The organism is Paenibacillus sp. 19GGS1-52 (assembly GCF_022369515.1).
In the GTDB taxonomy this organism is placed as follows: domain Bacteria; phylum Bacillota; class Bacilli; order Paenibacillales; family Paenibacillaceae; genus Paenibacillus_AQ.
Genome location: NZ_CP059724.1, coordinates 5,849,316 through 5,874,061, shown reverse-complemented (window position 1 = coordinate 5,874,061; position 24,746 = coordinate 5,849,316). Strand labels below are relative to the sequence as shown.

The 24,746-nt window shown below is 44.7% G+C and carries 24 protein-coding genes; 22 read left to right on the top strand and 2 right to left on the bottom strand.

Going from position 1 to position 24,746, the window contains the following annotated elements; all coding sequences use genetic code 11:
* The first annotated feature begins 49 nt into the window (after nt 1-49).
* The 3 genes from tatC to groL all read left to right on the top strand — a co-directional run bounded on the left by tatC (nt 50) and on the right by groL (nt 3,147).
* Complete coding sequence (gene tatC / locus H1230_RS27235) at nt 50-820, top strand: twin-arginine translocase subunit TatC (RefSeq protein ID WP_239712936.1); 771 nt, start codon at nt 50-52, stop codon at nt 818-820.
* Between the two features lie 346 nt (nt 821-1,166).
* The gene (gene groES / locus H1230_RS27230) at nt 1,167-1,448 is read left to right on the top strand and encodes a co-chaperone GroES (protein WP_154116313.1); all 282 of its coding nucleotides are present in this window, start codon (nt 1,167-1,169) and stop codon (nt 1,446-1,448) included.
* A 70-nt stretch (nt 1,449-1,518) separates the two neighbouring features.
* The gene (gene groL, locus H1230_RS27225) at nt 1,519-3,147 is read left to right on the top strand and encodes a chaperonin GroEL (RefSeq protein WP_239712935.1); all 1,629 of its coding nucleotides are present in this window, start codon (nt 1,519-1,521) and stop codon (nt 3,145-3,147) included.
* Nucleotides 3,148-3,295: 148 nt separating this feature from the next.
* Here the strand turns inward: groL and H1230_RS27220 are convergent, their stop codons facing one another.
* Nucleotides 3,296-4,273, bottom strand: a complete 978-nt coding sequence (locus H1230_RS27220; RefSeq protein WP_239712934.1) for a tRNA dihydrouridine synthase — start codon at nt 4,271-4,273, stop codon at nt 3,296-3,298.
* Between the two features lie 467 nt (nt 4,274-4,740).
* Between H1230_RS27220 and H1230_RS27215 the strand changes: the two genes are divergently transcribed.
* On the top strand, nt 4,741-5,775 hold the full coding sequence (locus H1230_RS27215) for a LacI family DNA-binding transcriptional regulator (protein WP_239712933.1): 1,035 nt from the start codon (nt 4,741-4,743) through the stop codon (nt 5,773-5,775).
* 148 nt (nt 5,776-5,923) lie between these two features.
* Complete coding sequence (locus tag H1230_RS27210; protein ID WP_239712932.1) at nt 5,924-6,310, top strand: extracellular solute-binding protein; 387 nt, start codon at nt 5,924-5,926, stop codon at nt 6,308-6,310.
* Between the two features lie 354 nt (nt 6,311-6,664).
* Here the strand turns inward: H1230_RS27210 and H1230_RS27205 are convergent, their stop codons facing one another.
* Entirely contained in the window at nt 6,665-7,930 is a 1,266-nt protein-coding gene (locus tag H1230_RS27205; RefSeq protein WP_239712931.1) for an IS110 family RNA-guided transposase, read from the bottom strand.
* Between the two features lie 124 nt (nt 7,931-8,054).
* Between H1230_RS27205 and H1230_RS27200 the strand changes: the two genes are divergently transcribed.
* The 17 genes from H1230_RS27200 to H1230_RS27120 all read left to right on the top strand — a co-directional run bounded on the left by H1230_RS27200 (nt 8,055) and on the right by H1230_RS27120 (nt 24,579).
* Complete coding sequence (locus H1230_RS27200) at nt 8,055-8,930, top strand: ABC transporter substrate-binding protein (protein ID WP_275591267.1); 876 nt, start codon at nt 8,055-8,057, stop codon at nt 8,928-8,930.
* 90 nt (nt 8,931-9,020) lie between these two features.
* A complete protein-coding gene (locus H1230_RS27195; protein ID WP_239712930.1) occupies nt 9,021-9,890 on the top strand; it encodes a carbohydrate ABC transporter permease in 870 nt (289 codons plus the stop codon).
* On the top strand, nt 9,890-10,711 hold the full coding sequence (locus tag H1230_RS27190) for a carbohydrate ABC transporter permease (protein ID WP_239712929.1): 822 nt from the start codon (nt 9,890-9,892) through the stop codon (nt 10,709-10,711). The genes H1230_RS27195 and H1230_RS27190 overlap by 1 nt, the downstream gene beginning before the upstream one ends.
* Before the next feature lie 43 nt (nt 10,712-10,754).
* A complete protein-coding gene (locus tag H1230_RS27185; protein WP_239712928.1) occupies nt 10,755-12,950 on the top strand; it encodes an alpha-galactosidase in 2,196 nt (731 codons plus the stop codon).
* A 139-nt stretch (nt 12,951-13,089) separates the two neighbouring features.
* Nucleotides 13,090-13,377, top strand: coding sequence for a hypothetical protein (locus H1230_RS27180; RefSeq protein ID WP_239712927.1), 288 nt, complete (start codon nt 13,090-13,092; stop codon nt 13,375-13,377).
* Nucleotides 13,370-14,368: a peptide-methionine (S)-S-oxide reductase MsrA gene (gene msrA / locus H1230_RS27175; protein WP_239712926.1), complete on the top strand. Its 999-nt coding sequence runs from the start codon at nt 13,370-13,372 to the stop codon at nt 14,366-14,368. The genes H1230_RS27180 and msrA overlap by 8 nt, the downstream gene beginning before the upstream one ends.
* A gap of 197 nt (nt 14,369-14,565) precedes the next feature.
* Entirely contained in the window at nt 14,566-15,612 is a 1,047-nt protein-coding gene (locus H1230_RS27170; RefSeq protein ID WP_481857193.1) for a Gfo/Idh/MocA family protein, read from the top strand.
* Entirely contained in the window at nt 15,605-16,543 is a 939-nt protein-coding gene (locus tag H1230_RS27165) for an AraC family transcriptional regulator (protein WP_239712924.1), read from the top strand. Before H1230_RS27170 ends, H1230_RS27165 begins: the two co-directional genes overlap by 8 nt.
* Nucleotides 16,540-17,625: a Gfo/Idh/MocA family protein gene (locus H1230_RS27160; RefSeq protein ID WP_239712923.1), complete on the top strand. Its 1,086-nt coding sequence runs from the start codon at nt 16,540-16,542 to the stop codon at nt 17,623-17,625. Before H1230_RS27165 ends, H1230_RS27160 begins: the two co-directional genes overlap by 4 nt.
* Nucleotides 17,626-17,997: 372 nt before the next feature.
* On the top strand, nt 17,998-18,939 hold the full coding sequence (locus H1230_RS27155; protein WP_239712922.1) for an aldo/keto reductase: 942 nt from the start codon (nt 17,998-18,000) through the stop codon (nt 18,937-18,939).
* Nucleotides 18,940-19,188: 249 nt separating this feature from the next.
* The gene (locus tag H1230_RS27150) at nt 19,189-19,578 is read left to right on the top strand and encodes a HutP family protein (RefSeq protein ID WP_239712921.1); all 390 of its coding nucleotides are present in this window, start codon (nt 19,189-19,191) and stop codon (nt 19,576-19,578) included.
* On the top strand, nt 19,575-19,721 hold the full coding sequence (locus H1230_RS31555) for a hypothetical protein (protein ID WP_345773379.1): 147 nt from the start codon (nt 19,575-19,577) through the stop codon (nt 19,719-19,721). The genes H1230_RS27150 and H1230_RS31555 overlap by 4 nt, the downstream gene beginning before the upstream one ends.
* Nucleotides 19,722-19,874: 153 nt before the next feature.
* The gene (locus tag H1230_RS27140) at nt 19,875-20,567 is read left to right on the top strand and encodes a response regulator transcription factor (protein WP_239712919.1); all 693 of its coding nucleotides are present in this window, start codon (nt 19,875-19,877) and stop codon (nt 20,565-20,567) included.
* On the top strand, nt 20,548-21,879 hold the full coding sequence (locus tag H1230_RS27135) for a sensor histidine kinase (RefSeq protein ID WP_239712918.1): 1,332 nt from the start codon (nt 20,548-20,550) through the stop codon (nt 21,877-21,879). The genes H1230_RS27140 and H1230_RS27135 overlap by 20 nt, the downstream gene beginning before the upstream one ends.
* A 55-nt stretch (nt 21,880-21,934) precedes the next feature.
* The gene (locus tag H1230_RS27130) at nt 21,935-22,393 is read left to right on the top strand and encodes a DUF2231 domain-containing protein (RefSeq protein WP_239712917.1); all 459 of its coding nucleotides are present in this window, start codon (nt 21,935-21,937) and stop codon (nt 22,391-22,393) included.
* Nucleotides 22,394-22,766: 373 nt separating this feature from the next.
* Nucleotides 22,767-23,114, top strand: coding sequence for a P-II family nitrogen regulator (locus H1230_RS27125; RefSeq protein WP_154116357.1), 348 nt, complete (start codon nt 22,767-22,769; stop codon nt 23,112-23,114).
* Between the two features lie 181 nt (nt 23,115-23,295).
* Complete coding sequence (locus tag H1230_RS27120; RefSeq protein WP_239712916.1) at nt 23,296-24,579, top strand: ammonium transporter; 1,284 nt, start codon at nt 23,296-23,298, stop codon at nt 24,577-24,579.
* Nucleotides 24,580-24,746 lie beyond the last annotated feature (167 nt).

The following is a 24,746-nucleotide window of genomic DNA, read 5'->3' as shown; positions in this document are numbered from 1 at the left end:
GCAGGAATTGTTCATTAAGAAAATTGAAATGTCACGGGATGGTGTCAGCATGTCTCTGGAATCGGAAGAAATGTCGGTGGTTGATCATTTAACTGAACTGCGTAAACGGATTATTTATGTGCTGATTGTCTTTGTAGCGGGATTGGTGGTCGGACTCTTCGTTGCCAAGCCAATCTATAACTATTTGATCCACGCCGATTTGGCCGAGGGCTTTGTATTGCATGCTTTTTCCTTCTGGGACGGAATCGGTATGTACATGAAGATCTCCATGGCAGTATCACTGGTGGTAACTGTACCTTTTATCGTCTATCAGCTCTGGGCATTCATTAGTCCCGGACTTCGCCAAGCGGAGCGAAGCGCGGCACTGCGTTATGTTCCTTATGTGTTTATTCTTTTTCTGCTTGGTATCGCTTTTGCCTATTATATTGTATTCCCTATGGCACTTTCTTTTACTATTTCGGTTACCAGAAGTATGGGGCTTGAAGAAACGTATGGGATCGCCCAGTACTTCAGCTTCATGTTTAGTTTGGTCCTGCCACTGGCGCTGCTGTTTGAACTGCCGCTGTTAGTGATGTTTCTGACCAAGCTCAGAATTCTTAATCCACTGCGGTTGCGTAAAATACGCCGGTATGCCTATTTCGTGCTGGTCTTCATTGCCGTGGTAATCACACCGCCAGATTTCATTTCGGATTTTCTGGTAACCATTCCATTGCTGGTGCTGTATGAGTTCAGCGTGCTCTTGTCGGCCTTTGTTTTTCGCAAGCAGCTAGCTGCGGATATGGCGCGTGAGGCGTCTTATGTTAGGAAAGAGGATTCATAGGGTTGAATGAATCGTGCGAAGTCTTTATAAGGCATATTTTGTCCGTGAGTGGATAAAATGGTATAGAGTATGTGTCGGACGACCCTCTGAAACCATATTTTTCCGAAAACAAATACGAATTTGTGTAAAAGGACTTGAAATCCTGCCTCAAGTTGAGTATCATAAAAATTGTTGTTAGCACTACAAGCTGTCGAGTGCTAATGAGCTTGGAAAATATGGAATTAGCCGGTGTTTGCTGCGTTAAGTCGATATTTTCCATAAATACCGCTGTATCCTAAGGATCGACGGTGTTTCTAATCTCTGTTTTCAAGATAAACAACATAATTCTAAAGGAGGCTATTTTTTCATGATCAAACCATTAGGTGAACGCGTATTAGTGGAAGCAAACGAAGCGGAGGAAACGACCTCTTTCGGTATCGTACTTCCAGACTCCTCCAAGGAGAAACCACAAGAAGGTAAAGTTATCGCAATCGGTAGCGGAGCTTTGAAGGATGGCGTACGTATTCCATTGGAAGTTAAAGAAGGCGATCGCGTTCTTTTCTCGAAATATGCCGGAACAGAAATCAAATACGAAGGTAAAGAATATTTGATTATGAAAGAAAGCGACATTCACGCAATCTTGGGCTAAGCGCTTCTCATAAGTGGTAACTCAATTACTTACGAAATGCTCACAAAAAATTTAGGAGGTTAATTCCATAATGGCTAAAGAAATTAAATTTAGTGAAGACGCTCGCCGGGCAATGCTCCGCGGTGTAGATGCTTTGGCAAACGCAGTAAAGGTAACACTTGGACCGAAAGGCCGCAACGTGGTATTGGAGAAGAAATTCGGAAGTCCGCTAATCACTAACGATGGTGTTACCATTGCTAAGGAAATCGAACTGGAAGATGCATTTGAGAACATGGGCGCACAACTTGTTAAAGAAGTTGCTACCAAGACTAATGATGTAGCCGGCGACGGTACTACAACTGCAACAGTTCTGGCACAAGCCATGATCCGCGAAGGTCTGAAGAATGTAACTGCAGGCGCTAACCCAATGGTTATCCGCAAAGGGATCGACAAAGCAGTTAAAGCTGCAGTCATCGAATTGAAAAGAATTTCTAAACCAATCGAAGGCAAACAATCTATCGCTCAAGTAGCTGCAATCTCCGCTGCTGACGAAGAAGTAGGCCAACTGATTGCAGAAGCTATGGAAAAAGTCGGTAAAGACGGCGTTATCACCGTTGAAGAATCCCGTGGATTCCTTACTGAGCTTGAAGTAGTAGAAGGTATGCAGTTCGATCGCGGTTACATTTCCCCGTACATGATTACTGATACGGACAAAATGGAAGCTGTTCTGGAGAACCCATACATTCTGATCACTGACAAAAAAATCTCCAGCACGCAAGAAATCTTGCCACTGCTTGAAAAAATCGTTCAACAAGCTAGACCGCTTGTAATCATCGCTGAAGATATCGAAGGCGAAGCACAAGCGATGTTGATCGTGAATAAACTGCGCGGAACGTTCAACGCTGTTGCTGTTAAAGCTCCTGGCTTTGGCGACCGTCGCGAAGCTATGCTGCAGGATATCGCTGCTCTGACTGGTGGCCAAGTGATCACTGAGAAGCTTGGACTTGATCTGAAAAGCACTACCATTGAACAATTGGGTAACGCCCGTCAAGTGCGCGTAACCAAAGAAAACACAACAATCATCGACGGCAGCGGCGACAAAGCAGACATCACTGCACGCGTTAGCCAAATCCGCTCCCAATTGGAAGATACAACTTCCGAGTTCGACAAAGAGAAATTGCAAGAACGTCTGGCTAAACTTGCTGGCGGCGTAGCCGTTATCAAAGTAGGCGCTGCAACTGAAACTGAACTTAAAGAACGCAAGCTGCGCATCGAAGATGCCCTGAATGCAACCCGCGCTGCGGTTGAAGAAGGTATCGTTTCCGGTGGTGGTACAGCTCTTGTGAACGTATATGCCGCTGTAGCTGCTGTAGATGCAGTTGGAGACGAAAGAACAGGCGTTAACATCGTACTGCGCGCTCTTGAAGAGCCTGTACGTACAATCGCTGCTAACGCAGGTCAAGAAGGTTCCGTTATCGTGGACCGTCTGAAAAAAGAAGCAATCGGCATCGGCTACAACGCTGCTACTGATGAATGGGTAAACATGTTTGAAGCTGGTATCGTTGACCCTGCAAAGGTAACACGTTACGCGCTGCAAAACGCAGCTTCCGTAGCTGCGATGTTCCTGACTACTGAAGCGGTAATCGCTGACAAGCCAGAACCAGACAAGGGCGGAATGCCTGATATGGGCGGCATGGGCGGTATGGGCGGCATGATGTAATAAGGGTGACAAACCCTTATGCATCGAGGGTTTTCTTGAGAGGAAACCCTGCTTGACCCCATAGTACAAAAATGAGAGACCTTTCAAAAGTTCTATGAACTTTTGGGAGGTCTCTCATTTTTTTTAATCATGCACAGGTAGCTATGCTTCAATCTAATTCTTGATCTACAAAAGGCTTTACTAAACGACGTACTTCATCGGTTGACGTGGTATCCATTAATTGGTTTCTTAGTTCGCCTGCACCTTTAAATCCACGCACATAGATTTTGATAAAGCGAAGAAGGGGTTTAAATAAACGCGGCAGGATTTCTGTTGAATATTTATCGTGAAGATCCAACTGTAACAGAAGTAAATGGAGAAAATCCTTCGCGCTGTGTTCTTTAGGTTCTTGTTCAAAAGCAAATGGATTGGTGAAAATACCGCGGCCAATCATGACACCATCCACGCCGTATTGTTCGACCAATTGCAATCCTGTTGCGCGGTCAGGAATATCTCCATTAATGGTTAACAACGTATTTGGAGCAATTTCATCGCGTAATTTTTTTATTTCAGGGATTAGTTCCCAGTGTGCAGGTACTTTACTCATCTCTTTTTTTGTACGAAGGTGAATGGAAAGATTCGCAATATCTTGTTTCAATACATGTCCTAACCAGTCGCGCCACTCGTCAATATCAGAGTAACCCAATCTTGTCTTAACACTGACTGGCAATCCACCTGCTTTTGCTGCTTGAATAATTTCTGCTGCAATTTCAGGATGATGTATTAATCCAGCCCCTTTTCCATTGGCGGCGACGTTTTGTACGGGGCATCCCATGTTTAAATCGATACCACGAAAACCAAGTTTCTTCAAATCAATACTCATCTGTTCAAAAAATGCCGGTTTATTGCCCCAAATATGGGCGACAATCGGTTGCTCATCTTCTGTGAACGTTAGTCGACCACGAACACTTTCATTTCCTACAGGGTGACAATAACTTTCTGTATTTGTGAATTCCGTGAAAAATACGTCAGGTTTTGCCGCTTCGCTAATGACGTGACGAAATACAATATCTGTGACATCTTCCATTGGTGCTAATATAAAAAACGGTTTCGGTAAATCCAGCCAAAAATTTGGTTCGTTACTCATATTATCTTCTCCTGTTGCAACTTATAAAAACGATATAAGCGATAGCAAAGTCTTATACCCATCATACATAGTATCATTTTTTTTCGATTGATGCACAGAATCAATTGTGTGAGCGACAGATACATTTGTGGTGTCTGCCACCCATCACACTTTTCACTCGGTTTGACCCCACGTGTGACAATATATTAAAAAGGCTTCTCATGAGTTCAATTTGAACTTTTTGAGAAGCCTTTTTATTATTAGGTAAATGATTGCACATAAATCTGCAATTCCCTGCAATATATTAAGTAAATAAATTAGTAAAACATCTCACTTAAATAAAATTAAATCACTATTATAGTGAGATAAGCCAAAAAATACCCTCCAAATATGTGATAACCATGAATGAAAGGGGTTGCAATATACAGAAATGCATGATAAAATTTTTATATTAAGTAAATATATTAACTAAAAGGCGTGGTGATGAAATGGCTACGTTAAAAGATATTGCGAAAGAAGCCAATGTCTCTCCGGCAACTGTGTCCCGTGTATTAAACAATGATGCCACTCTTTCTGTAAGTGAAGGGACGCGTGAGCGAATATTTCAAATTGCAGAAATGATGCATTATAAACCAAGTCGTGTGAAACGATTGAAGCATGAAAGTGATTTATCAAACAAGCAGATAGGTTTGCTTATATGGGCCTCTGCTGTTGATGAGAAAGAGGATCCATATTTCGCCAAGATCCGTCTTAGTGTTGAAAAACGCTGTGATGAACTGGGGATTCCGATAGGTCGAGTGGTCAGAGGAAATGAAGTAGATCCGATACTTTGTCAGCAAATGGACGGTTTGATTGTAATGGGTTCTATTGACACGGATGACATCAGTAAGATTTTTCCTAACCACAAGTCCATTGTGCTGGTCAACCATATCGTTGAGGATTTAAGAGGGTATGATTCTGTCAAAATCAGCTTTAAACAGGCTGTAAAGGATGTGGTCGAACATTTTATAACTCTGGGATACCGGGATATTGGGATGATTGGCGGCCAGGATTATCTTTACAAGCTATGGATTAAGCATCAAGACGATGTTTTGATAGATAAACGTCAGGTTTATTTTGAGGAACTGATGAAGGAAAAGGGACTGTACAACGAAGAGTTTATGTTCTTTGGGGATTGGAGTACAGCGAGTGGTTATGCGCAAATGAAAGAATTGCTCGGAAGACCTAACCGCCCGCGGGCTTGTTTTATTGCTAGTGATCCGATGGCCATTGGTGCGCTCGCGGCATTAAAAGATCAGCAGGTGAAAGTGCCGGAGGAGATGGCCATTATAGGCTTTGATGATATTGAGGTTTCGGCATTTATGAATCCTCCTCTAACAAGTGTTCGAGTGTTTCCGGAGCAAATCGGCAGAACTGCTGTGCAACTTCTAATGGAACGTCTGGAAGGAAGAGAAACAGCGGTGCATGTTGCGATTGAAACCGAATTAGTAGTTCGGGAAAGCTGCGGGGGCACACAGAAATAAAGGTGTGAATTCTATAGGGAGGTGATGCATGAAAGAAGTAATAAAAAAAACCTAGTCACGCTCATGACTAGGCCGGTTTGGAAAAACACCAATGTTATTGTAACGGAAATGCAGTTTGCAATCAACTTAAATATCAGGGGGCACTTCAATGAAGAAACCATTATCTCTTGCACTAGCATTGCTTATATCTATATCCGTGTTAAGCGCATGCGGCAGCAACAAGAGCTCTGACAGCAGTACAAATGGAGAGACCACTAAAAGTGGTGAAAAAGTAAAAGTTGAGTTTTTTCAATATAAATCAGAAGCGGTTGCTACGTATGACAAATTGATTGCGAAGTTCGAAGCAGCAAACCCGGGCATTGACGTTGTTCAGACTAACGTTCCTGAGGCGGCTACGGTATTGAAGACACGTATTGCCAAAGGTGATGTGCCTGATATTATTTCGGTGGGTGGAGATGCTCAATTCGAAGACCTTGCCACAAATGGCGTGCTGGCTGATCTTACGGATTATCCTGGTCAAGCTCCCTCGAAATGATTCAGTATCCTCACTCTAGCTCATGGATTCGCAGGATTTCACCCTGTGGTAAGTGTAAGGGAAGAGCACATGGTGGAGGCAGTGGCTGGGGGATATCAGAAAGGGCATGCGGAAACAGAGGTGAGGTGTTCATCACCTACATTATTCCATACAAGCACGTCTCCACTCTCCCCTAGCGATTTTCGCTCCCACGTCTCAACGGGTCTAAGCCCTTTCATTCCTTCGTCACATCTTACTAAGGGGTGGAGGTCGGTCTTTCTAACGGAATGGGTCCGAGCCCTTTTGCGTAACGTCTCCCGATACTCCGTGCTTCTTACATCCTGCGAATACATGAACTGGTGAAGTCGACAGGTGTTATGCGGCTTGTGGAAAGACTTTTATGGAGTCGTAAGCTTCGCTGCTCTTAGCCAGGCCAACAAGCATTCGGGCAACTTTACCGCATAATTTCATAATGGACTTCATCTTCTTTAACTTCTTTACCTCGACGTTATGGTGATGTAAGGCCCTGACGTCCGGATTGGTCATTACCATGCACATCGTCATTAAATAGAGAAAGTGTCGCAGACGTGGACGGCCTCGTTTGCTGAGCACCATTTTTCCACGCCACTTCCCCGAACTTGCTTCAGCTAGATTTAGACCAGCATGTCGTAGCAAGGCATTTCCGTGTGCATAGCCGCTCAGATCACCGGCTTCGCCTAGTATGCCAGCTAAGCTCGTTGCATTAATGCCTCGGATTTGAAGCAGCTTCTGCGCGTAGGGAATACGTTCGAGGATGAGATGGAGTTCAGTCTCAATCTGTTCCAGCTGGCGCTGTGCTAAGTCATATTCCTCAAGTAGTTGGCCCAGATGAAGCTTGTAAGCGTGGAGCGCCTGAGTTGCACCAACACTGCATTTAGCTAGCATAATGAGTTGCTCAGCTCGTTTAACTCCGGAATGACGCTTTACGTATTGCTTCCAGCCGGTAAGGACCTGTTCAGTCGTTAGTCGACTAATTTCGTTCGGTAGAGGGAAGAGCCTAAGTGTAGCGATGGCACTGGTGCAGGTAAGAATCTTAAAGACCTGTCGCAACTCGGGGAACACAATATCTACCCAACGATGAATCTGGTTAACAGCACTGTTGAGCCGTTTGGTGACGGTGCCCCGGTTTGACATGAGAATTCGCAGTTCCTCGTAGGCTTCTGGATTAAAACGTACAGGAGAGTAGTATCCGTTCTTAATCATATCTGCAATAACAAGCGCGTCCTTACGATCGCTTTTGGATGGGGTATTGTCGCGATTTTCCTTGTTCTTTTTAACGAGGTGTGGATTCACCAGAACAGCCTCAATGCCTTGGTCTGAGAGCCAGCGAGCCAGGCTCAGCCAGTAATGTCCGGTGGGTTCCATACCCACAATGATTTTGCTCAGCTTGTAAGATTTGAGCAGATCTTGAATCCAGCGTCCGAACAGGCGAAAGCCCTCGTCATGGCTGCCGAACTCGAGCGGCGATCCCAAAGCAATTCCCCGGTAGCTTACTGCACGAGCGACATGTGCTTCTTGTGCTATATCTACGCCGACGACAAGATGGGATGAGGAAATGTTTTCAATGAGTTGATTTTGCTTTTCTTGAGCTTTAAACTTCATAGTAGAGCGACCTCCTATATGGTGAGATTAAAAGGGCTGTAGACCCGTATCCAACTCCCATGTTACAGAGGCGCTCGTTTTTGTTCAAACTCCAAATTATTCAGTTTACAGGAATTCTAACGTAATTGAGAATTACAAGAAAACACTGCAAGCGATTACAGGTACCGAAGAGCTCTATGGTGTTCCTTTTGCTGCTAATGCAGACGGTATTATCTACAATAAAGATGAGTTCAAAGCCTTGGGTTTAACGGTCCCAACTACTAAGGATGAAATGGATAAGGTTTTGGAGACCATTAAAGCAGCAGGTAAAGTGCCATTCTATTTTGCTTTCAAAGATGCCTGGACTGCGGTTCCTGCCTGGAATGTATTTGTAGCAGACTTGCAGCCTGCGTCGTTCTTTGCGGATCGTAAAGCAGGAACTACAACTTTCGCTGCTGCTCATAAAGACCTGATGAATCAATATATTGAGTTTATGCAGAATGGTCAATCCGGGGACCGGTTTACCAATGGATATAATGACGGAAATGCTGAATTCGCTAAAGGCTCGTCCGTAATGTACCTTCAAGGGGTTTGGGCAATTCCTGAAATCCTGAAGGCGAATCCCGATATTAAACTTGGCGTATTCGCTTATCCATTAAGCAATGATACCTCTAAGAACTATCTTGTATCTGGTGTTGATGTGTTATTTTCTCTCTCTGCAACATCTAAGGTTACTGCGGAAGCGACGAAATTCATCGACTTCATGATGGAGGCGGATAACGCCCAACAATATATAGATGAGCAAAAGTCATTCTCGACAATAAATAATATTTTCCAGAATGATGAAGTATATTCTGACCTCAAACCTATATTTGCGGAAGGCCGGGTAGCAGACTTTCCAGATCATTATATTAACGGAATGGCGGTTGACGTTATCTTGCAGGAACTGATGCAGAAGAAAAATGTCGATAATGCCTTGGCGGAAATGGATACACAGTATGACAAAATGGCCAGTCGTTAATACCGATGCCTAAATAATATTGTGAAAAAGGGATGAAAAGCATAATTTCGCTTTTCATCCCTAATTTAATGGGGAGAAGGAAGTTATACGGTGAAAAAAAATAATTTAGGAATCTACTTGTTGCTGGTTCTGCCCGCCACGATTCTATTTTTTATCTTCCATACCATACCGGCAGTGATGGGGATATTTTATAGCTTTACAGATTGGAACGGACTTAAGCCTACTTATAAAATGGTCGGGTTTATAAACTACCTAAATGTATTTAAGGACAAGGATGTGCTGGACGCCTATTTATTTACGTTCAAATTCGCTATCTTAACGACGGTCATTGTGAATGTTGTAAGTTTATGCATAGCGCTGGCACTAAACAGCAATATCAAATTAAAAAACTTTTTTAAAGGGCTTTATTTTATGCCTTATATCTTAAGCATGTTGATTGTGGCCTATATTTTCAACTATTTCTTTGCAAACTTTTGGATCGATATTATGGGCTACCTGGGAATTGAGAAATGGATGGTCAATCCGCTTGGAAATGAGAAAGGCGCTTGGTTAGCCATTGTGTTCGTTACAGTATGGCAGTCCGCAGCGTTTAACACGGTATTATACCTGGCAGGACTACAAACCATTTCTGAAGATCTGTACGAAGCCTCGGCTCTGGATGGGGCCAATAAATGGAAAGAATTCTGGGGCATAACGTTTCCGATGATCGCTCCATTCTTCACCATAAATATGGTGCTCTCTTTGAAGGGGTTCCTGCAGGTCTTCGATCAGGTTCTTGCATTGACGGGCGGCGGTCCCTTTGGAGTTACCCGTTCGATCGCGCTGTTGATTTACAAGAATGGATTTTCGGGTAATGAATTTGCTTACCAATCGGCTAACGCGGTTATTTACTTTGTGGTCATTGTGGCGATTTCGTTAATCCAGCTTCGTTATCTTCAGAAGAGGGAGATGAATTTATAATGCGTACAAAACGGACAAACTGGTTAGCCACTTGTTTTCTGATTGCTGGATCCGTATTTTTGCTATTTCCCTTGTACATGACCTTTATGCTGTCCATAAAAAACAATAAGGAAATTGCCGATAGCATCCTTGCCTTTCCAAAAGTGTGGAGATGGGAGAATTTCATTACGGCCGCAGAAAAGGTGAATTACTGGCAGAAATTTCGAAATAGTTCCATCATTACCGTGCTAACGGTTACTTTTACACTATTCACTAATTCTTTTGTTGCCTATGCAATCAAGAAGAAATTTGATCATAAGTTTTTCAAAGGTTTGTATTTTTACTTTATAAGTGCGATGTTTGTGCCATTTCCGATTATCATGTTGCCTGTAGTGAAATTGACTGCCAGATTAGGCTTGGATAATTTGTATGGTCTTATCTTGCTGTATATCGTCTATGGCTTGTCCTTTAATGTCCTGCTGTATGTTGGATATTTAAGAAGCTTGCCTCAAGAGCTGGATGAAGCAGCAATAGTGGATGGGGCTTCAGTATGGCAAACGTTCTGGAAGATCATATTTCCACTGTTGGCGCCTATTAATGCTACGGTGGCCATTATTACAACGGTCTGGGCTTGGAATGACTTTTTGCTGCCACTGATTATGTTGGACCAAGAGTCGCAAACTACGTTGCCACTAGCTCAATTTATATTCCAATCAAAATTTGGGCAGGACACGAACTTGGCGTTCGCTTCCTATTTAATGGCAATGGCCCCTTTGTTGATTGTCTATATACTAGCGCAGAAATGGATCATAAGTGGTGTTACACGAGGCGCGGTGAAATAACAACACAAGATTTATTATCATATGACATTAAGGAGATTTCACTATGGCTATCTTTTATCATGAACAAGAAGGGTTGTTTCATCTGCAGTCCAGGGATATGAGCTACGTAATTCAGTTGGCTCATGGTTACCCGGCCCATGCGTATTGGGGAAAAAGATTAAGCGAACAAGGGAATCTGTCAGGGCTGATTCAACACGTAGAACGCTGCTCCTTCATCCCTAATTCGGTGCCGGAGGACAACAGCATCTCCTTGGATACCTTGCCTCAGGAATACCCGCAGTATGGAACAGGTGACTTCCGAACTCCGGCTTATCAGGTTCAGCTAAACGACGGTACACGGGTGACCGAGCTAAAATATGTTACCCATCGCATAATTAAGGGGAAGCAGTCGCTCGAAGGGTTGCCAGCGGTCTATGCTGAAGATGGAGATGAGGTGCAGACGCTTGAACTAGAGTTGAGTGATAACAACTCTGGGCTTACGGTCGTTCTGAGCTACACGATGTTCGAGACATTTAATGCCATTGCAAGATCCGTGAAGTTCATCAACCGCGGCAAGGAAGCTTGTCGTCTCTTGAAAGCATTAAGTGCCAGCGTAGATTTTCAGGATGCAGATTTCGAATGGTTATGCTTGCACGGTTCGTGGGTTAGAGAGCGGCATATTGAAAGACGAGCCATAGGGCATGGAGGAACATCTGCCGCGAGCCGCCGGGGCTCCAGCAGTCATCAAATGAATCCCTTTATTGCATTGCTCCGGCCGAATACAGATGAGGACCAAGGTGATGTATATGGATTCAGTCTGGTGTACAGCGGCAATTTCGAAGCGGAGGCCCAAGTGGATCAATTCGATACGACACGGGTATCCATCGGGATTAACGGCTTTGATTTCTCCTGGCTCCTGTTGCCTGGGGAGAGCTTTCAAACGCCTGAAGCTGTAATGGTGTATTCGTCGGAAGGCTTGGGCGGCATGTCACGTACCTACCATAAGCTGTACCGGACCCGTCTGTGCCGAGGGATCCACCGCGATCGAGAGCGTCCCATTCTGGTCAATAACTGGGAAGCGACTTACTTCGACTTTAACGCAGAGAAAGTTGAAGCTATCGCAACGAGCGCCGCAGAGCTCGGGATTGAACTCTTCGTCTTGGATGACGGCTGGTTTGGCAAACGGGATGATGATACCAGCTCTTTGGGAGATTGGATGGTAGACCAGAACAAACTGCCTAAGGGTCTGGCAGATCTGGCAGATCGGGTCATACGTCAAGGGCTGCAGTTCGGCCTTTGGTTCGAGCCAGAGATGATCTCTCCCGACAGCGACCTGTACCGGAAGCACCCGGACTGGTGTCTGCACGCTCCAGAGCGGCGGCGGACGGAGGCCAGGAAGCAACTGGTTCTGGATATGTCGCGCCAAGATGTGCGCGACTATCTGTTTGAACGTTTGAGCGGGATTCTTACAGCGGCTCCTATTACGTACATCAAGTGGGACATGAATCGGAACATGACAGAGATCGGATCGGTGTTGGCAAGTGCGGAACGGCAGTCTGAGACAGCACACCGATATATACTTGGACTTTACGAGTTGCTGGAACGGTTGACGGAAAGATTCCCGGAAATTTTGTTCGAGAGCTGTTCTGGTGGAGGAGGTCGCTTCGATCCGGGAATGTTGTATTACATGCCGCAGACCTGGACGAGCGACGATACCGATGCGGTGGAGCGACTTAAGATCCAATACGGCACCAGCCTTGTGTATCCGATCAGCACGATGGGCGCCCATGTGTCGGCCGTGCCGAACCATCAGGTAGGGCGGGTTACCCCACTTAAGACCCGTGGAGACGTAGCTATGTCAGGCAACCTAGGCTATGAGCTTGATTTGACTGTGTTTACCGAGGAAGAGAAAGCCGTTGTTCGGCAGCAGGTATCTATATATAAGGATATACGGTCCCTGGTGCAGCAAGGTGATTTATATCGGTTAAGAAGTCCCTTTGAGGGCAGCAGAAATGAAACCGCATGGATGTTTGTTTCCGAAGACCGCAGAGAAGCATTGGTATTCTATTTCCAAGTGCTTGCTATTCCGAATGCTCCTCTTAAACGGCTGGCCTTGAAAGGGCTGAATCCCGAATGGACCTACTGCATTGAGGATTTGGAAATACTCTACAGGGGTGATCGGCTCATGCAGGCTGGCCTCCATCTACCACTATTTCATCATGATTATGTAAGTCAATGCTGGAAAGTGAAGGTCGTTTAGGAGTAAATGCTAAACATCGAGCTATGCTAATCACCTATGTAGCCCCCCATGAGTTCAATGAACTCATGGGGGGCTTTTTTCTTTTTACGCTTGGTAGTAACATGTATGATAAGAATTAACTATAGAAGGGAAGAGGATTATGACCTACTCACAGCGTTCAACCAGTGCATCGGCCGCATCCGATATCTCTTATCTTGAATATCAAATAAAGGCCACACATGAAGAAATTGACCAGGCCAAAAGCGTATCCGAGGGTTACGAGTCCATGCTGATTGCTCTGCAAACTTCTCCAGGCTTTAATCTAGAGATTCACTCTGAGGAGGCGAAGCAGCTATTGGACAAAATGGCTGGGAAGCAGGCATGGATCGACGCAGCCCATAAAAGAATTACTGAACTAGAGAACGAGTTGGATAAGCTTGATGAATGAGCAGCACGCGAATGAAAAAGATTCTGGTGAACAACTAGCCACCTTTGCCGGAGGATGCTTCTGGTGTATGGTCAAGCCGTTCGACGAACTGCCAGGCATTGTCTCCATCATTTCAGGCTATACAGGTGGACACACGGTGAATCCGACTTATGAGGAGGTCGGCACGGAAACAACAGGGCATGTTGAGGCGGTACAGATTACGTTTCAGCCGGATGTTTTTCCTTATGATCGTCTGTTAGAGCTCTATTGGCAGCAGATTGATCCTACCGATAAAGGGGGACAATTTCTGGATCGGGGTTATTCCTACCGGACCGTGATATTTGTTCACAATGAGGAGCAACGGGTGAAGGCTGAAGCTTCCAAGCAGGCGCAGAAGGCCAGTAAGAGGTTCAAGGGTCCCATTGTGACGGAGATCATTCCAGCAGGGCCATTTTATTCGGCTGAAGAGGTTCATCAGAATTACTATAAGACTCATGTTGCGAATTACAAGCTCTATCAGAAGGGCTCGGGTCGTGACGAGTTTAAGGAACAAGTCTGGAATAACAAAGAGGATAAGAAGCGGCTGCGTCAGCAGTTGACAGAACTGCAATATGAGGTCACCCAGAACAAGGGGACGGAGCCCGCGTTCCAGAATGAGTATTGGGATAACAAGCGTGAAGGGCTATATGTGGATGTAGTAAATGGAGATCCGCTGTTCAGTTCAACAGATCAATTCGATTCAGGCACCGGCTGGCCCAGCTTCAAGAAGCCAATCGAGGAGGGTCTGATCCGCAAGGAAGCGGATTATAGCCAGGGCCAGGTGCGGACGGCTGTGCGCAGCCGATTAAGCCAAGCTCATCTCGGTTACGTCTTCTACGATGGTCCAGAACCCACGAAGCTGCACTACCGGCTGAACTCTGCTGCATTGCGGTTTATCGCAAAAGAAGAGCTGGAGCAGAGCGGGCTTGAACGGTATTTGAAGTTATTTGATAAATTAAGCAAACTTTCATAAGGCTTTCATACTGGCTTAAGCTAAGGGGTATATATTAAACACATAACCCCCTTATAATATATAACTGGACCCTGCCGAACGTTGGTGGGGTCACTTTTTTGTCCAAATCTGCACAAACTTTCTTATCTGGATAACCAAAAGATGTCGTAATAGTACACACTAATTGTCGCATATTTCTACTAAAAATTGCCCTTGTGATGTGTTACCTTATAGAAGGATGTCAGAATAATATATATTGGAGGCTAAGACCGGTGAGCATTAGAATAGGCAAGATCAGCTTTTGGCATGTCCATGCCTGGGATTACACCAAGCAAGCTCAGGAGCATGAAGATACAGAGATATCTGCAGTCTGGGATGAAGATAGCGAACGTGGAACTAAAGCGGCAGAGAGCCTGCATGTCCCTTTTTATGATTCTCTCGAAGATATGCTGGCACAAGTAGATGCTGTGATTGTAGATGCACCCACCAACCGGCATAAAGAGGTTATCATTGCGGCCGCCCAAGCAGGCAAACACATTTTCACGGAAAAAGTTATAGCTTCAACATCGCAGGATGTGAATGATATTATGGCTGTTGTTGCGGAGAAACAGGTCAAGCTGACCGTCTCCTTACCACGTTTGAATGATGGGTATACCTTAACGATTCAGGATATTTTAAAGCAAGGCTTGCTTGGCCAAATCACTTACGTTAGAGTTCGCTTGTCTCATGATGGGGCTATCGCCGATTGGCTGCCTGCTCATTTCTATAATCTGGAGCAATGCCAGGGAGGCGCTCTAATTGATCTGGGCTGCCACCCAATGTATTTGGCTAAACTCTTTTTAGGTCAAGCAGTAACAGGTGTAAGCGCAAACTTCGGCTATGTAACAGGCAAGGAAGTCGAAGATAATGCGGTTGTCACTTTGCATACGGACTCTGGGGCGATTGGCGTGGTGGAAGCCGGTTTTGTGAATAGTCATTCTCCGTTTGCGATTGAGGTTCATGGAACCGAAGGTACGCTATTATTCGGTACACCAGAGCCGAAGCTGCTGCTCAGAACTAAGCTAATACCGGAGAACGCGGATGTCTGGACTGAACAACCTCTGCTTGGGAATCGGGAAAGCGCCTTTCATCAATGGGTCAGCCATATTCAGAACAACACGTCAGCCGTTGATAATATTGAAGCCGCTGTGGAGCTTACCCGATTAATGGAGGCAGCGAATATCTCGGCCACCGAAGGTCGGAGGGTTCGGTTGGCCCTTGAGTAGATTTCCTTTCGAGATTATGTTCGAGAAATGGGATATTTTGGAGAGGCTAGATATTTCCATCCTCTGGGGACATTATGAGATTCGGGTGCTGAGGTTCCATTTGACGTCTTTCCCGGCGGGGCGGATCGTTGACTTCCATAATCATGCCGAATTTGAGTTTCATTTTATTCCGCGAGGCAAAGGCAAGGTTATTCTTGATGGAGATATGTACTCCTTGTCTGAAGGAATGCTCTATTTAACGGGACCTGGCGTTGTGCATTATCAGGAGGCTGACTCTGCAGAGTCCATGGACGAACTGTGCCTTCATGTCGATATTGTGGAAAAGCACCGGGAGAGCGTTGATCCTTGGGAGGTAGCTGAAGCAGAGGAGGTCATTGGGAAACTTCAACGACTGCCTTTGATTCCTGCACAAGATTACCATCAAGCGATGAAGTGCTTTTTGGAAGCTTATATAGCCTATGACAGCAAGCTGATTGGGTATTACACCTCTATTAAACAGCTGGTGATCAGTATTTTATTGAAGACAGCCAGAGCTTATGATACAGGTGGGATTCGCGCAGAAGCACCGGTCCGGGATATGTCAACTTATCGGTATGAGTATGCTTTGCAGTACATGGAGGCGAATCACTCGGCAGTGGTGACTATAGAGAATGTGGCGGAGAAGCTGCATATCAGCACCAGACAGCTGCAAAGAATTTTTAAGCATATCAATCCTGAACGACCATTCAGCCGGGTGCTTGAGGACTTTCGCTTGCAGGCGGTATGCCACAGTCTGGAAGAGAATTCCTTCCCACTTGAGCAAATTGCCTTATCAGCGGGGTTTACGAATGCGAATTACTTACATACTGTGTTTCGCAAGCGTCTGGGCATGACTCCAGCTACATTTCGCAACAAGCAGCAGCAAATAAAAAGTGAGGGTGAACTTAGATGAGTAAAGGTTATCGTATTGGAATTATTGGCTGTGGTGGAATAGCAAACGGAAAGCATTTACCAAGTTTAAGCAAGCTGAAGAATGTTCAGCTTGTGGCGTTTTGCGACATTGTCGTGGAACGAGCCGAAGAAGCCGCGAAGAAGTATGATAGTACTGAGGCTAAGGTCTATGCAGATTATACAGAGCTTCTGCAGGATACTTCCATTGATATAGTGCATGTACTCACGCCAAATATCTCTCATGCAGAGATTTCCATCGCTGCCTTGGAAGCAGGCAAGCATGTCATGTGCGAAAAACCGATGGCCAAGAGCGCTGCCGAGGCCAAAAGTATGGTTGAGGCTGCGAAACGTACAGGGAAGAAGCTAACAATTGGCTATAATAACCGCTTTAGAGAAGACAGCTTGTACCTGAAGAAACTTTGTGAGGCTGGCGAGCTTGGATCTATATATTTTGCCAAGGCACATGCGATCAGACGAAGAGCCGTACCGACTTGGGGAGTCTTCCTCGATGAGGAGAAGCAAGGTGGAGGCCCGCTAATTGATATTGGTACTCACGCGCTGGATCTAACGTTGTGGATGATGGATAACTATCAGCCCAAGGTTGTTCTGGGCACTACACATCACGAGCTTTCGCAAAAAGAGAACGCTGCCAATGCTTGGGGCCCTTGGGACCCCAAACAATTTACCGTTGAGGATTCAGCCTTCGGGATGATTGTCATGGAGAATGGGGCGACCATCATGCTCGAATCCAGCTGGGCGCTTAATTCGCTGGATGTAGATGAAGCGAAATGCAGCTTAAGTGGTACTGCGGCAGGAGCTGATATGAAGAACGGGCTGCGCATCAACGGAGAAGCACATAGTCGCTTATATACCAAAGAAATTGAACTCAGTGCGGGCGGTGTTGCCTTCTACGAGGGTATCGAAGAAAGTGCTCCAGATATAGAAATGAGAAAATGGATTGAAGCTATAGAGCAGGACAAGGAACCTGTGGTAACTCCCGAACAGGCTTATGTCGTTTCGCAAATCTTGGAAGCCCTCTATGAATCTGCCCGCACAGGCAAGGCTGTCTATTTGAATGAATAGTAATCTTTCAATAATTAAGCCAATCTTCATAGTGCCTTCATACTAGGTTAAGATAAGAGGTATATATTAAACACATAACCCCCTTATAATATATATCTGGACCCTGCCGAACGTTGGCAGGGTCACTTTTTTTGAAATATAAGAATTTGCTTCACGCAATAATTTATCCTTATATTTCTCGAAGAAGCGGGTGCCGCCCATAAAAGGACGGCGAAGCCGTTCCATCTTGTCTAGACTCTTACCCAAACGAGTAACCTCAAAAGGGCGTAAATAAAACACTTGCCTTAAAGTGCACTTTAAGGACTACAATGGGCTTGTGAGGCCGGAAACAGCAAATATTATTTCTGAGAAACGAAAGAGAGGTTACTTATAATGGAGACTCGTAAACTGGGTAATAGTGAATTAATTGTTTCATCCATTGGTTTAGGTTTGATGGGAATGTCTCCAGGGCTGTATGGTGAAACTAATGACGAGAATTCCCTCGATACGATTCACCGTGCTTTGGAATTAGGGGTTACCTTGTTGGATACTGCAGATGTATATGGAAATGGGCATAATGAAGAGTTGCTGGGTCAAGCTTTGAAAGGTCGCCGCGATCAGGCTGTAGTAGCTACGAAGTTTGCTTTCGGGCCTAATTTCCAGGGGATTAATGGTCATCCGGACTATGTGCGGAAATCAGTGGATGATAGCCTCCGTCGCTTGGGCCTTGATTATATAGATCTTTATTACCAGCATCGGGTTGATCCTAATGTTCCTATTGAAGATACAGTAGGTGCAATGGCTGAACTGGTTGCTGCCGGAAAGGTTCGTTACTTGGGGTTATCCGAAGCAGACGCTCCTACCATTCGCCGTGCCCATGCGGTACATCCGATCTCTGCCTTGCAGACGGAATATTCTCTTTGGAGTCGGGACGTTGAGGATGACATACTGCCTGTTGTAAATGAACTGGGTATTACTTTTGTGGCGTACAGCCCATTAAGCCGAGGTTTTATTACGGGTGAATTGCAAAAGTTTGAGGACTTCGCAGCGAATGACATTCGCAGGCATTTACCGCGCTTTCAAGGTGAGAACTTCCAGAGAAATGTGGATCTGGTAAACAAGATCCAAGATATGGCTGCAGAAAAGAACGCAACTGCTTCACAACTAGCGTTAGCTTGGGTCATGGCAAACGGTGCACTGCCCATTCCAGGCACAAAACGTGTGAAGTATTTGGAGGAAAATGCCGGAGCTGTTGAACTTAAATTAACTTCTGAGGATTTAGCACGCTTAGAACTCGTTAATCCGAAAAATGCCGCGCATGGCGGTAGATATTAAAAAGGGACATGTCATAAAAGATCACACTCATATTGACAAACCGCTGAGGCGAGTATATATTCTACTCAGCGATAATTAGTGATTAGTCAACAGAATGTAGCTGAGAATTTAGGGAACGAACGTTTCCTTGTTTCGGTTGCATTTTTTTTATGCCTATACAAGCAAGCACTTCAGGAAGCAATCGGCATACATTAACGTAAGCCCAGTCGTCGCATTAGTCGGATTCCAAGAATAGAGGAGCGCTCCAACATGCAGGAAGCATCAGGTTCAACAACTTTTCCTATTGGTAAATTAGCTATTCTGCTGGCCGTTCTGCAGGAGCATGAATGGAAAAAGGTCGTGGAGCAAGAGTTGAAGTCTCAGGATTTCCGCTATACGATTGGCAGGGTGGGCGCAATGGATATGATTAAGGTAATTGCGGCGATCGAAACGGCTGCGAAGAACAACAACATTATAGGGTATGGGCTTTTTCTATTACTCGTAAAGCAGGTGAGGGTCATGTTGGAAGTACCAGAAACGCCGGTGAAATATTGCGAATGCCCATTGGTTCTCTCCAAGCAGGACAACACGCCGATTTCGTCGCACTCGATATTAACGATCTTTCCCTGGCACCGAAAAAAGAACTGTTTGCCAACATGATCTATGCTATGCAGTCTGGAGCTGTCTCCACAGTAGTCATTGGAGGTCGGATCGTATTTGATCATGGAAAGCTACAAACTATAACCGAATCTTCCATCGGCGGACGGGTGGATCAGCTGTTTGCGAAATGGGATCAGAGATAGCTCTTGTTTCTCATTTATTTGTCAGAAATGGAGTTTATACTAATAATTATAGCTATTCAAGCTGACCAGTGTGATATATGCTCTTCTGGAGATACTATATACACTTGTAGTGAACATCAACATCAAAAAAATGTATGTATAGAGGAGAGGGCAATGCGTATTCTGTTAGCGGAAGATGATATTCGATTAGGGCCGCTCATTGTGCATATGCTGAACAAGGAAGGGCATACGACGGACTGGGTACAGAATGGTCTTGAAGCATTGGATTATATTAGTGTTACAAGCTATGACCTGCTGCTTCTGGATTGGATGATGCCGCTAATGGATGGTGTTACGCTCTGCAAGGATTTGAGAAAAGATGCGTACACCGGCGGGATCATTTTACTTACTGCAAAAGATACCTTGAATGACCGGATCAGTGGGTTGGATGCAGGCGCAGATGATTATGTCATTAAACCTTTTGAATTCTCAGAGCTATTCGCTAGAATCCGCTGCATCTCTCGGCGTATGGTGCAACCGATTCAGGACGAATGGATTGGGCTGTCGCCTTATCGGTTGCTATTAAATGAAAGAAGTCTACAGTGCAATGATGAACAGGTTACACTAACTACCCGGGAATTCCAGCTAATGGAGCTCTTAATGAGGAATGAGGGCAAGGTACTCCCGCGATCCTTGCTTATCGAGCGAATATGGGGATACGATTCCGAAGTGAATAGTAATACCTTGGATGCATTGGTTAAGCAACTGCGGAAGAAGCTTGATTGCACAAAAGGGCAGATGCATATTAACAATGTACGCGGTATGGGGTACAAAGTGGAGGTAGCTGTTGTTTGCACGAACGAATAAAAGGCTGACCACTTTTTTTGCTGGCTTAATGATCGTATTCTTGTTGTCAATGAATGTGACAAGCTACCTTTTATTATCTTCTATTATCTATAAGGAACAGAAAACAAAGCTGGAAGCCGTTGTAACTAGTGAAATACAGGAGCATTCAAATGAAATGCTTACTTATAACCATAAGGCAAGTTCTAGCAAATATTATATAGGCAAGGAGGAGACGAACAGTCCAACCGGCGGGATCGAAACGCCCCTGCGGCCCTTTTACATGCTGATTGATTATGAAGGACAGATCATTAGAACAGATGCGGTAGATGAGGATCTGGCTAATGATATCAAGGAGAATGTTAAGGATTGGATTCCTCAAGAGAAACAGACCCTTCATCATATCTATGATATTGATAAAGAGAATGTCCACCTGTTCCTGGCGGGAAGAGCCGTCTATCGAGAGGGTCTCTACGTGGGAAGCATAATAGCAGGGATTGATATCACAGAACAGCAGAGATTGTTGGAACAAGTAACTTATACTCAAATAGTCATCTCAGTTTTATTTCTTGTCGTTTCAATTATTTTTGCCTATGTGATGTCGCGTCGTGCGATGAAGCCGATCATTCATTCCTTTGCTAGGCAGCAGAAGTTTACCGCGGATGCCTCTCATGAGTTGCGCACGCCGCTTACAGTGCTGCATTCGTCTATTGAGGTATTGGAGAGTGAGACTGAGGATATACTTTCCCCTTTTGGCAAGCAGGTGATGGATGATATGAAGGATGAGGTTCGACGAATGACGAGTCTCGTCTCGAATTTATTGAGCCTGGCACAAGCTGACGGAGCTGATGTGGAGCTTACATATGACGAATTCTCGTTGGATGGAGAATTAGAACGGGCGTTTCGCAATTTTCAGCCTATTGCACAGCAGCAAGCGATTGAGCTTGTGCTAAATGCCAATACACAAGTTATTGTGAGGGCTGATCAGGAACGTCTTCAACAGCTGTTCGTGATCCTTTTGGATAATGCAGTACAATATACAGCTGCAGGAGATCGTATCATGATAAAGGCGACAGTGAAGGGCAACCTGTTGACTCTACAGATCCAGGACACAGGAATTGGAATTCCGGAAGCTAAGCTGCAGGAAGTGTTCGAGCGTTTCAGTAGGGTTGATGAATCACGCAATCGTACGCAGGGCCACACAGGATTAGGGTTGTCGATTGCAAAGTGGATTGTAGAATCGCATGGAGGTACCATCTGGGTCGAAAGCGAAGTAGGTATTGGAAGTACATTTTTCATTGCTTTGCCGATTGTTTCACACCTGGCAACAACCTGATAGATCAGCGTAATTATAGTGCTAGCCCAAACCAATCCCAAAGGAGAAATTTATTATGAGCACACCTCTTCATCCCCTTATTGTCCATTTCCCAATCGCCTTATTATCGTTAGGTGCGGTTCTTCAATTAATTGCCTTGTGGAAGCCGAATGTCTGGAATACAATCGCCAACTTCTGCCTGATGATTGGATTTGTCTCTGCTATTGTGGCTTATCTAACTGGCGACGGTGGGGAGCATTTTGCTAAACAAGTGTTCGGGACGCAAGAAGCAGCCGTTCATACGCATGAGACCTTTGCCATGTTCACCTTAATTGTGTTTGGAATAATCGTCGCAATTAAACTGTATCAATTGTTCCCGGTGATCCCACAATTAAAGAAATATGCGAAATTTAGTTTTTCCAAAGTATTTATTCCAGTTCTGATTGTCTTATCTCTGACAGGTGGAACATTGGTAGTATTAACAGGCCATTACGGAGGCAAACTGGTGTATCAAGCAGCTTCCCAAGGGAAATAACATTATAATGAACTATTAAAAAAGCGCGTACCGATTTCTTCCTTCGGTGCGTTTTTTTAGGTCGAGTGTACCAAATTTATGGTACAATTTATTTGCAGATACACTATGTAAGATGAACTGGAAAAAGAAGAACAGGGGAAGTAACGGAGGGGAATTTTGGAACTGTAGGAGCGATAGCGACCGCCTGAAAGCTTTCCGTAGGAAAGCTCGCTTCGGAAGCATGGGCAGTCTCCAGATTTCATCCGCAAATAGCGGAATAAATCAAGAAATTTGGAGACAACAGCGGCCGGAAGTCCAAATATTTCTCGTAGTTACGATCGACACCTGGTATGGGAAAATCTCAAGTTCATCTTATATAATTTGGAGGATACATATGAAAAAAGTAGAAGCGATTATTCGCCCAGAGAAGCTTAGGGAAGTCATTGATGCATTGCGAATTATTGAAGTAACAGGCTTTACAGTTACTCAGGCACAGGGGCGTGGCCAGCAGAAGAATACAACAGGAGTGTATAGAGGGAAGTCTTATACAGTTAATTTGCACCACAAAATAAAGATTGAAATCGTCGTATCTGACAATAAAGTCCAAGAAACCATTCAGACGCTTATTAAGACAGCGCAGACTGGAGAAATGGGCGATGGGAAAATCTTCGTTCTACCTCTACTAGAAATGTATAATATTAGAACAGGCCAGACTGATGAAACAATAGATGAATTGAAATGAAAAACGAAATAAAAACGAAATAAAAACGAAATAAAAACGAAATGAAATAGATCACAACAGGGGGCGAAGACATACTTTGTCCTCTTTTTGTGTAAGGAAACATTACACTGGATGTTGACAATTTACCCGCTCTACCTATAATATAACTTATGTTATATAAAGTATCAGGGAGGGTAATACCATGAATGCCGGAAGTGATATCGCTTTAAATACGGTTTGGGTAGTGCTTGCTGCTGCGATGGTTTTGTTTATGGAGGGCGGCTTTAGCTTGCTCGAAGCGGGATTTGTGCGTACAAAGAATGCGGTCAATGTGACTATGAAAATTTTTGTCGATCTCACCATTGGGGTGTTAGCCTTTTTCTTAGTAGGTTTTGGAGTGATGTTTGGAAAAGATTTTGCCGGAATCATAAGTTTTGATTTTTGGGGTGCCTCCCAGACTTTACATATCAACTTGAATCTACCTTTGTCAGCCTATGTGCTGTTTCAGATTGGTTTTGCCATCGCGACAATTTCCATCATATCCGGTGCTGTTGCTGAACGTATGTCTTTTAAGGCGTATATCCTAATCGCTTTTTTTGTAGCCGCTATTTTATATCCGATCTCAGGCCACTGGGTGTGGAATCCTGAAGGATGGCTTGCGCAGTTGGGCATGAAGGACTTTGCTGGGTCGGCTGCGATTCATGCTTTGGGAGGCTCTGCCGCTTTTGCTTTTGCGAAAGTGCTGGGGCCCCGCCGTGGCAGATTCAATACGGATGGAAGTGTGAATGTGTTTGCCCCGAGTAACATTCCACTGGCCTCTGCCGGTACATTTATTCTGTGGTTTGGCTGGTTTGGATTTAATGCCGGTAGCACCTTGAACGCCGCTGATGTTAACCTTTCGCTAATCGCTCTGAATACGATGCTGGCCGCTGCTGCGGGCGGGACTTCCGCTATGATCTACACCATGTTCCGCTATGGAAAAGCAGATCCCAGTATGACGATGAATGGTGCGCTAGCAGGTCTGGTTGCTATAACAGCAGGCTGTGCGTTTGTAACTCCTTATTCATCTATTCTAATTGGTCTGGTTGCTGGTGTTCTTGTAATTTGGGGGACACTCGCTATTGATAAGCTGCAGGTTGATGATCCTGTAGGAGCAGTTGCTGTTCACGGGATTAACGGATCATTTGGTGCCTTGGCTGTGGGGCTCTTGGATCAAAAGGCCGGCCTTCTGACTACAGGGCACTTTCATTTGCTGGGTGTTCAACTGCTTGGAGTAATTACTGTGGTTATCTGGGGCTATTCGTTAAGCTATGGTGCAGCCAAGCTGATCCAAGCAACGGTCGGTCTGCGGGTTAAGGATGAAGAAGAAGAAGAGGGCTTGGATATGGCGATGCATGGTATTCCTGCCTATAATGAACTCGAAAGATTTAGTGATCAACCCGTGATTGATCAAGCATTGTACCTGAGAACAGGGTCTGAAGATTAAGAATGATCTAATATAATAGTCTGATAACAAGAGGTCTTTCGCGAGTGTTCAAACTTGGGGGAAGGCCTCTTTTTTAATAGGAAAATATAAGGGATAAGCTGTCTCATAATATAATGAACATTTTGATAAATTTTGTTACTATTGAATAAACTGACTATGGGAGTCTA